General features: G+C 56.7%; 7 protein-coding genes. 4 read left to right on the forward strand and 3 right to left on the reverse strand.

All coding sequences use genetic code 11. The annotated features are described in order from the left end of the window. Positions 1-6: 6 nt before the first annotated feature. Together C7476_RS24495 and C7476_RS24500 are read right to left on the reverse strand one after the other, a co-directional pair. Positions 7-3,144, reverse strand: a complete 3,138-nt coding sequence (locus C7476_RS24495; protein ID WP_114432552.1) for an efflux RND transporter permease subunit — start codon at positions 3,142-3,144, stop codon at positions 7-9. Continuing rightward, positions 3,141-4,304: an efflux RND transporter periplasmic adaptor subunit gene (locus tag C7476_RS24500; protein WP_114432553.1), complete on the reverse strand. Its 1,164-nt coding sequence runs from the start codon at positions 4,302-4,304 to the stop codon at positions 3,141-3,143. The genes C7476_RS24495 and C7476_RS24500 overlap by 4 nt, the downstream gene beginning before the upstream one ends. A gap of 208 nt (positions 4,305-4,512) precedes the next feature. Here C7476_RS24500 and C7476_RS24505 point away from each other — a divergent pair, with 208 nt between their 5' ends. Next, positions 4,513-5,181 carry a TetR family transcriptional regulator gene (locus tag C7476_RS24505; protein ID WP_114432554.1) on the forward strand — a complete coding sequence of 223 codons (669 nt, stop codon included), beginning with the start codon at positions 4,513-4,515 and terminating at the stop codon, positions 5,179-5,181. A 202-nt stretch (positions 5,182-5,383) separates the two neighbouring features. On the opposite strand, the gene C7476_RS24510 is transcribed toward C7476_RS24505, so the two are convergent. Then, positions 5,384-6,112, reverse strand: a complete 729-nt coding sequence (locus C7476_RS24510) for an SDR family NAD(P)-dependent oxidoreductase (protein WP_114432555.1) — start codon at positions 6,110-6,112, stop codon at positions 5,384-5,386. 95 nt (positions 6,113-6,207) lie between these two features. On the opposite strand from C7476_RS24510, the gene C7476_RS24515 reads away from it, so the two are divergent. The 3 genes from C7476_RS24515 (at position 6,208) to C7476_RS24525 (ending at position 7,936) form a co-directional block, all read left to right on the forward strand. Continuing rightward, entirely contained in the window at positions 6,208-6,630 is a 423-nt protein-coding gene (locus C7476_RS24515) for a winged helix-turn-helix transcriptional regulator (RefSeq protein WP_114432556.1), read from the forward strand. A gap of 463 nt (positions 6,631-7,093) precedes the next feature. Beyond that, complete coding sequence (locus C7476_RS24520) at positions 7,094-7,420, forward strand: hypothetical protein (protein ID WP_114432557.1); 327 nt, start codon at positions 7,094-7,096, stop codon at positions 7,418-7,420. 306 nt (positions 7,421-7,726) lie between these two features. Continuing rightward, complete coding sequence (locus C7476_RS24525; protein WP_114432560.1) at positions 7,727-7,936, forward strand: cold-shock protein; 210 nt, start codon at positions 7,727-7,729, stop codon at positions 7,934-7,936. Positions 7,937-7,988: the final 52 nt, after the last annotated feature.

The following is a 7,988-nucleotide window of genomic DNA, read 5'->3' on the forward strand; positions in this document are numbered from 1 at the left end:
AGAGTGTTATTCCGCGGGAAGGGGGGTGGTCTCGGGCAGATCTGCCTGCTTCTTTACCGGGTTCCTCCAGGCGATGAGCCGATAGAACATTGGAATAAAAAAGGTGGCAATGAAGGTTGCCGCCAGCATACCGCCGATAACACCGGTGCCGATCGAGTGACGGCTCGCTGAACCTGCGCCCGTGCTGATCGCCAGGGGGACGACGCCGAGGATGAAGGCAAGCGAGGTCATCACAATGGGCCGGAAGCGCAGCTTTGCCGCCTCGATTGCTGCTTCAGCGGCTGACAGACCTTCGTGGCGTTTGAGAACGGCGAACTCCACGATAAGGATCGCGTTCTTTGCCGCCAGTCCGATGAGTGTCACCATGCCAATCTGGAAATAGACATCGTTGGTCAGACCGCGCAAAAGGGTTGCCGCCAATGCGCCGAAGAGAGCAAATGGCACCGCCAGGATGACGGCAAGCGGCAGGCTCCATTTCTCATATTGAGCGGCAAGGATCAGGAACACCATGATTATACCGAAGATCATTGCTTGCGATCCGGTTCCGCTTGCTGCCAGCTCCTGATAGGAGGAGCCGGTCCAGGCGATCTGGAAGCCTGTGGGCAAAGCGTCCCTGGCGACTTCCTGCATTGCCCTGATTGCGTCGCCGGATGTGTAGCCTGGGGCCGGATTGCCGGTGACTTTGGCAGCGCTGAAGGCATTGAACCTCTCGAGCTGATCCGGGCCGATGATGCGTTCGACGGTGACCAGTGCACTGAGCGGGATCATACTGCCGGAGGATGCGCGTACAAACACCTGCCGGAGATCTGAGGGATTACGGCGGAAGTCGGCTTCCGATTGCAGGTTGACCTGATAGTTGCGGCCGAAAAGCGTGAAGTCGTTGACGTAGAGACTGCCGAACGTCGCCTGCATCGCGTCGAAAACCGAATTGATCGGGACGTTCAGGGCCTTTGCCTTGTCGCGGTCGAGGTTCAACCGGTATTGCGGCACGTTCGGATCAAATGTCGTTCGCACACCCGCCAGTTCGGATCGTTTGGACGCAGCTTCGACAATCCGGTTGGTAGCATCTGTCAGTTTGGCCACATCGTTGCCCGTACGGTTTTGCACATAAAGTTCGAAGCCGCCCGTCGTGCTCAAGCCCTGGATGGGCGGAGGATTGAACGCAAGCACCATGGCATCCTTGATGCCGGCGTTCATGCCCATCAGTTGGCCGGGAAGATTGCGGGCATCGAGATCGGCTGTCTGGCGTTCGCTCCAATCCTTCAAGGTGACGAAGGTGGTTCCGACATTGGTTTTGAGACCGCCGGACAGGAGATCAAAGCCGGATACAGCGAAAACGTTCTCGACAGCGGGATGGCCCTTCATCGTTGAACCCGCCGTATCCATCACTGCTTGCGTCCTTGGCAAGGAGGCAGCTGGCGGCAGGATCGCCACCGTAAAGACCACGCCTTGATCTTCGTCGGGAAGTAGCGACCCGGGAATGGTGTAGAACATATAGGCTGTGCCGCCGACGATGCCGGCAAACAGCAGCAGGCCAATTGCAAACCGCTTCACCAGGAAGCGGACCCCGCCAGTGTAGCCGTTTGTGAGCCTGTCGAAGAATCGGTTGAAGATGCGGAAGGGCAAGACCGGTTCCCGGTGTCCCGGCTTAAGGATGAGTGCACACAATGCGGGGGTCAGTGTAAGGGCCACAATGCCGGAGATCGTCACCGACATGGCAATCGTCACAGCGAACTGCTTGTACATCTCCCCGGCCAGGCCACCCATGAAAGACACGGGCACGAACACGGCGCACAGAACCAGGACGATGGCGACGACAGGTCCGGTCACCTCGCCCATCGCCTTTATTGCTGCCTGCCGCGGTGACAGGTGTTCGGTCGTCATGATGCGTTCGACGTTTTCGAGCACGACGATCGCGTCGTCGACGACGATCCCGATTGCCAGTACAAGCCCGAACAAAGTCAGCAGATTGATCGAAAATCCGAGAAGGTACATGCCTGCAAAAGTGCCGATAATCGAGATTGGTACTGCAATGACCGGAATGAGCGTCGCCCGCCAGTTCTGCAGAAAAACGAAAACGACGATGACGACAAGGATAATGGCTTCAATGAAAGTGTGGATCACTTCCTCGATGGAAACCTTGATGAACTTCGTTGTGTCATAGGGAACGGAATAGGTCATTCCTTCAGGAAAGGCCGTCTTGAGTTCTGCCATGCGGGCTTCGACTGCCGTCATGGTATTGAGTGCATTCGCTCCGGGCTGGAGGTAGACCGCGATCGGTACTGCGGGTTGACCATTAAGGCGGCTTTCGACCGCATAGCTTTTGGCACCGAGTTCCACGCGCGCGACGTCCCTCAGACGAAGGGTTGCCGCGTTCTCATCGGAACGCAGGATGATATCCTCGAAGGCCTTGGCATCCGGCAAACGCCCGGCGGTGGTCGCGGTATAGGTGAACGCTCCGGATTGCGCATCGGGCTGAGCGCCAAAACTGCCTGCCGCAAACTGGGAATTCTGTTCCTGGATGGCGGTCGAAATATCGCTCGGCGTCAAATTGTACTGCGCAAGCTTGTCGGGCCGCAGCCAGATGCGCATGGAATAGTCGAGATTGCCGAGAAGTGTAGCATCGCCGATGCCGGGAATGCGCTTCAGATCATCGATGACGTTGAGGAGTGCATAGTTGCCGACATAGGTGTTGTCGTAACGGCCACCCTCGGACGACATGGCAATGAGACCGAGAATGGAAGAAGAGCGCTTGTTGACGGTCACGCCAAGGCGCGTCACTTCCTGAGGGAGGCTCGAGGTTGCACGCTGGACACGGTTATTGACGTTGATAGTGGCTTGATCGGCATCGGTGCCGAGTGCAAAGGTGACGGTCAACTGCATCTGGCCGCTGCTCGAATTCGTCGATTGCATGTAGAGCATGTTCTCGACGCCGTTGATCTGCTGTTCCAGTGGCGCGGCAACGGTCTGGGCAAGGGTTTCGGCGCTGGCTCCGGGATAGTTGGCGCTCACGACCACCTGCGGTGGTGTCAACTCCGGATATTGAGCGACGGGGAGAACCCGCATTGCGACGATGCCCGCCAGGACAATGACGATCGAGATGACTGCAGCGAAAACGGGACGGTCAATAAAAAAGCGGTTCATCGCGTCACCAGGGCCTGTTTCGAGGAGTCCGAACCCGTGCTTGCCGTAACCGGCTGCCCCGGACGCACCTTGATGACGCCTTGGGTGACCACTCTATCGCCTGCATTCAGGCCCGAGAGCACAATCCATCCGTTTTCGACCTGTTGCCCAAGGCTAAGCGGACGGACTTCGGCAGTGCCTTTGTCATTGACAACATAGACGAATTGCCCATTGGGGCTCTGCATCAGGGCTGCTTCCGGAATAACGATAGTGTTGTCGACAGTCACGCCCGTGACGGTTGCCCGGACGAATTGACCCGGCAGCAGACGCCGCTCCGGATTGTCAACCACAGCGCGTACGCCCAGTGTTCCGGTTTCGGTGTCGAGACTGCTCGAAGTAAAATCAATGGTGCCGAGGTGCTCATAGACCTTGCCATCCCCGAACGAGATTTTCACCGACAGCTTGTTGGCTTCCAGGCCCTTGGCCTTGCGGTCCTCGAGCACACGGCGCATTTCGGCCGCTTCTGTGTCGGTGAACGAGAAGTTGATATACACCGGATCAAGCTGGGTGATCGAGGTGAGAAGGCTCGATGCGGCGTCGGTCCCGATGAGACTGCCTTCGGAAACCTGTTCGCGGCTTGTGATTCCATCGATGGGAGCTGTGACGCTGGTATATTCCAGATTGAGTTCTGCGGTTCTCACCTGCGCCTTCGCCGCTGCCACGGCTGCCGCGTTCAGATCCCGGGTCGACAGGGCGGTATCGCGCGTGGCCGTACTCTGCACCTTTTGATCCACAAGGGCCTGAGCCCGGTCAGCATCGCGTATCGATTGCTGATACTGAGCTTCCGCCTGCTGCAGCTGCGCCCTGGCACGCGCCAGTTCGGCCTCATAGGGTGCAGGGTCGATCTCGAAGAGAAGGTCGCCTGCCTTGACGGTCGCCCCTTCGGTGAAGTTACGCCGAAGCAGAATGCCGCCGACGCGGGCCCTGACCTGAACGTCGCGATAGGCTGAGATACGGGCCGCATATTCATAAGTCAGGCCTACCTCCTGCGGCTGCACCGCAACAGCGGTGACCTGCGGTGGCGGCATTTGCCCGCCGGATGTCTGGGCATGGGCGGAATGTAGGGTGAGGGAGAGACCGGCACATAAAACCAGGCTGAAGATACAGTTTTTGGATTGCATCGTTTGCGTTCGCTTGTCGGAGGAAGGTATGGCAATATACAAACATGCATGAATGATTGTAAATATACAAAATTGTGATATTTTTCAGGAAAGCACTTGTAGGCCACAACATCTCTGTCGTGGCCCTGCGAAGCATGCGATAACGGCCAAAAAGATGACGGGAATCGGGCTTTGCCTAAAAATCCCCACAATAAGTCAAGGAGGAGACATGCGGAGAACAAAGGCGGAGGCAGAAGAGACCCGGGAAGCAATCCTGGATGCCGCTGAAATGGTTTTTCTGGAGAAAGGCGTCAACCAGTCGACCCTCAACCAGATTGCCGAACGGGCGGGGGTGACGCGCGGCGCGATCTATTTCCATTTCAAGGACAAGATCGAAGTCTATCAGGAAATCGTTGAACGCATCCGGTTACCACAAGACGACTTAGTGGCCGAGGCTTTCTATTGCGAAGACAGCAACCCATTGGATGTGGTTCTGGATGCGGGAATCTTCGTCCTGAAGAATTTCTCGAAGGACCAAAGGCAGCAGCGCGTTTTTACCATTATGAGCCAACGATGTGAATATGTTGGTGAAATGGAACGGGTACTGCACCGTCAGCGCGTCGCTGATGAAGAGGTCCACCAGATGCTGCTGCGGTTGATGACTTTGGCCAAGAAGAGAGGCGTGTTCTCCTCAGGGTGGACCCCGGAACTCGCCGCGCGTGCCCTGCAGTGCACGGTGGCAGGGCTCTTATATGAATGGTTGCGGGCGGAGAAAACCTTCGACCTAGTTAAAGCCGGTACCAAGACAATCACGGCCATTGTCAATTCCCTGCGCAAGGGTGAGGCGTCGAGCTCTACGCATGCCCCTACGGCAGTGAAACAGGTTATAGCGTCATAGCAGGATATGCCCCTGTTACCGGTCGCTTCCGGTCATGGCGGGATTGGCGTCGGCTGCGGCGCCATCAGTGCCTTCAGGTTCTCGCGATAGTAGCGATCCACATGTTGCTGAGTCGAATACTTCGTACGTCTGGCCAAGCGGACGCGGAGCCGGCAGGTCATCTCTGCGTGACAATCCCAACCTCTGCTCTTCGGGCTCGGTGTCACACCTGCGCCATCCCGCCATCGACGGCCAGTTCCGCACCGGTCGTGAAACTGCTCTCGTCGCTGGCGAGGAAAAGGACCGCAGCGGCGACCTCGTCGGGTCGGCCCATTCGCCCCAGAGGGATCATGCTGGAAAGCGAGTCTCGAATCTCTTGCGAGGCTCCGGCCATCATGGCTGTATCGGTCGGGCCGGGGCTGACGACGTTGACTCGGATGCCTCTGGCCGCGAGTTCGTTTGCCCATGTCCGTGTAAAGGATCGGACCGACGCCTTGGTGGCACCGTAAACGCCATATCCTTTGGTGCCGATGTCGCCCGCGATCGAGCCAATCAAAACGATCGTTCCGCCTGGCCGCATGAGGTCAATGGCACCGTGTGCTGCGAAAACGAGCGAGCGGACGTTCAAGCCGAACGTCCGGTCGAAATGATCCTCGGATATGTCTTCCAAGGGGGCGTATTCGGAAATTCCTGCGTTGATGACGAGAATATCTATGCGTCCCTGTTCCGATCTTATTTGTTCGAAGACGCGGTTCAGATCGGCGGTGTTGCTCGCATCCGCCTGGACAGCGCGAATATTACCGGCGCCCGTCGTTTCAGACCCGCCATCTGCTACTTTGCGGCTGGTCCCGTAAACCTGCGCCCCTTCCTTGGCGAACCGTTGCGAAACGGCGCCGCCGATACCGCCGATACCGCCGATGACGAGGGCGATCTTGTTTATTAACCTGGTCATGGGAGCTCCATCAAATATGATGGGCTCAAGATATATAGCCTATACCTACGGTCAATTACGCACTATCAGTAAAGCAGATATAGAGGAGTATACCCATGTCCGCATTGATCGACGAGTTGCCGGTAAAAATCACGGCTATCCGTAGGCCCAAACCCGTCACCGCCGAAGCATTGATCGACGTTCAAAAAGCGCGACTCGTTCTTGAGCAGATCGCCAACAAGTGGTCAGTCCTGATTCTGACGGTGTTGTGTACTCGGCCATCGCGCTTCAACGAGATCATGCGGCGCCTCGACGGCATCACGCACAAGGCGCTTGCCGACGCGCTGAAGCGTCTCGAACGCAATGGACTCATTCGCCGTGAAGTGCTGACGATGACAACGCCTGTCGGCGTCGAGTACACGATTACCCCGCTCGGTAACTCACTCCGGCAGCCATTCGAGGCGCTTTACGCCTGGTCTATGACTTATGGTCCGGAACTCGAGCGCGCGCAGGACGAATACGACCGAACTCGAGACTAAGCGCGCCGTCTTAATCGAGATAGTAGACAGTTGCGCACCAATCGATTTGCGAAAAAGTACGCTGTTATCGGCAGTTTCAAACGAACATTTATTCATAACATTTGACATTGAACGGATAGAATATTCCTAAAGGAGGAAGAACGCTTTCTGGTCCGATGCTGCAACGTGATTTTGACACCTCACAATGGGGGGATCATGCTTTTACTATCCGTATGCATGCGTGTTCAGCTCAATCGGTATACTCATACAGAAAGCTCAATATGACTGAACCTAAGCAGCATTCTTTATCACCAAGTCCTCCGCCACACGTCCAACTTATTCAGATGGGTACTGCCTACTGGGCATCCAGAGTAGTCTACGCTGCGGCCAAATTGGGACTCGCAGATCAGCTTAAGTCAGGAACTAAGAGTGCAGAGGAGCTGGCAGGCGCGGTCGGTGCGCATGCCCCACTCTGCACAGGTTGATGCGCACGCTCGCAAGTTTGGGCATCCTCGCCGAGCGGACCGAGCGACGGTTCGCCTTGACTGACTTGGGTCAGGCGCTGACGACCGGCGCTCCCGGCTCGGCAAGGGCGACCCTGCTTACCGTTGGGAGCGATTGGTTTGACGGCTCCTTCGACCACATTGTGCATTCCGTTCAGACAGGTGAAACCGGCTTTGAGAAAGTTCAGGGGATGCCAGTCTTCGAGTACCTCGCGCAGCATCCTGATGAGGCCTCGCTGTTCAGCGAGACGATGGTTGGCATTCATGGTGAAGAGCCGCCGGCAGCGCCTTGCTCGACCACACGGTAAAGCCTGGCTGCCTGCGCAGTGTTCAAATCAGCGATCTCAAGTGTATGCGCAACATCGTCCGCGATTTGCTTGGCGAATTCCGCTTGCTCCTGCAGCGTTGAAATCCAATCGATGGCCATGATCTCCCCCACAACAAATTCGCAGAGCCTATGGTCGCCGTCAATCCGCCTGTGGACCGTGAGGATTGTCACAAATCTCGAGCCGCACAGTGGATCAAGGCCCGATGAAATTAAAAGTCCTCATTGTGACGGTGCGCTTATCGCGCTATCGACGTGATAGTTGTTGATGTGGCAGGGGGGATTCATCTTGGCCAAAGGCACCGTTAAATGGTTCAATTCGACAAAGGGTTTTGGCTTTATTCAGCCTGACGACGGCGGTGCAGACGTGTTTGTACATATCTCTGCCGTTGAGCGCGCTGGATTGCGCAGCCTCAATGATGGTCAGAAAGTTAGCTTCGAGCTGGTGCAGGACCCGAGGTCCGGCAAGACATCGGCTGATCAGTTGAGTGTGCTCTGATGCGCGAGATCCTGCCGTAGGCCGGCGAGAAATCCGGCGTCCCCAAAACCTT

The sequence above is a fragment of the Phyllobacterium bourgognense genome, from assembly GCF_003337575.1.
GTDB lineage: Bacteria > Pseudomonadota > Alphaproteobacteria > Rhizobiales > Rhizobiaceae > Phyllobacterium > Phyllobacterium bourgognense.